Origin of the sequence: Methylobacterium sp. E-065 (assembly GCF_022829605.1) — a bacterium.
Lineage (GTDB): Bacteria > Pseudomonadota > Alphaproteobacteria > Rhizobiales > Beijerinckiaceae > Methylobacterium.
Window position 1 is genome coordinate 1 of sequence record NZ_JAKSYD010000154.1, and the last position, 1,065, is coordinate 1,065.

1 pseudogene is annotated in these 1,065 nt (G+C 66.6%); it reads right to left on the bottom strand.

Annotation, left to right across the window (positions count from 1 at the left end):
• Positions 1-194: 194 nt before the first annotated feature.
• Positions 195-827: pseudogene (locus MKK84_RS20670) on the bottom strand (sugar transferase); the annotation flags it as partial.
• Between the last annotated feature and the right edge of the window lie 238 nt (positions 828-1,065).

Genomic DNA, 1,065 nt, shown 5'->3' on the forward strand with positions numbered 1-1,065 from the left:
GGCTGTGGCAGGTGTCGGGCCGCTCGGACACGAGCTACGCCGAGCGGGTGGCGCTGGATCTGGACTATGCCAGCCGCTGGAGCCTGCGCCGGGACATCGCGATCATGCTGCGCACCATCCCGGCGGTGCTGGCCCAGCGCCACCCGCTCGGCGTAGCTCGTGTCCGAGCGGCCCGACACCTGCCACAGCCCGGTCACGCCAGGGGGCACGGCAAAGCAGGTCTGGAACGCGCGGCCGTAGCGGGCGACCTCGGCCGGCACGATCGGGCGGGGCCCGACCAGGCTCATCTCGCCGCGCAGCACGTTCCAGAGCTGGGGCAGCTCGTCGAGCGAGGTCTTGCGCAGCACCTGCCCGATCGCGGTGACGCGCGGATCGTTGCTGAGCTTGTGCGTGGCGGCCCATTCGGCCCGGGCCCGCGGGTCGGAGGCCAGATGGGCGGCCAGCACCGCCTCGCCGTCGGTGACCATGGAGCGGAACTTGAGGCAGCCGAACGAGCGGCCGTCGAGGCCCAGGCGCATGTGGCGGAAGATCGGGGCGCGGCCATCGCCGGCCCAGACCAGCAGGGCGATGAGCAGAAGCAGCGGCAGCAGCAGGAACAGGGCGGTGACGGCCACGCCGACATCGAGGCCGCGCTTGGCCGCCCAGTTCAGGCGCAGACCGCGGGCGACGAAAGGCGTCTCCGGCGACAGAACATCGACCGCGGCGCCCGCGGTTTCGATCACTCGGCCAGAAGCCAAATCGACGACCTCAGCGATAGTGTCGGTATTGGGGATGCGCTGCACTGCGAGATCACCTCCGACATCTTGGTGTGCTGCAGCTCGCGACATAGCTCATCTTCTCAGTGTATGAAGCAGGTAAAGCAAATCTCAATTAGGTTAATGAATTCTTAATCTTAGATTTACGAAGATTATAGGATGCAGTCGAAAGCTAGTGCAGTGACGCGGACGGAGGATTCACGCGTAGGATGAGACGTGCGAGTCTGGGCGATGGCTCAGACGGTATGCGTGCTCCTCGATGCGACCGACGCGGCACGGTTGGCTGCGATTGCCAGCGACCGCTGCCGTC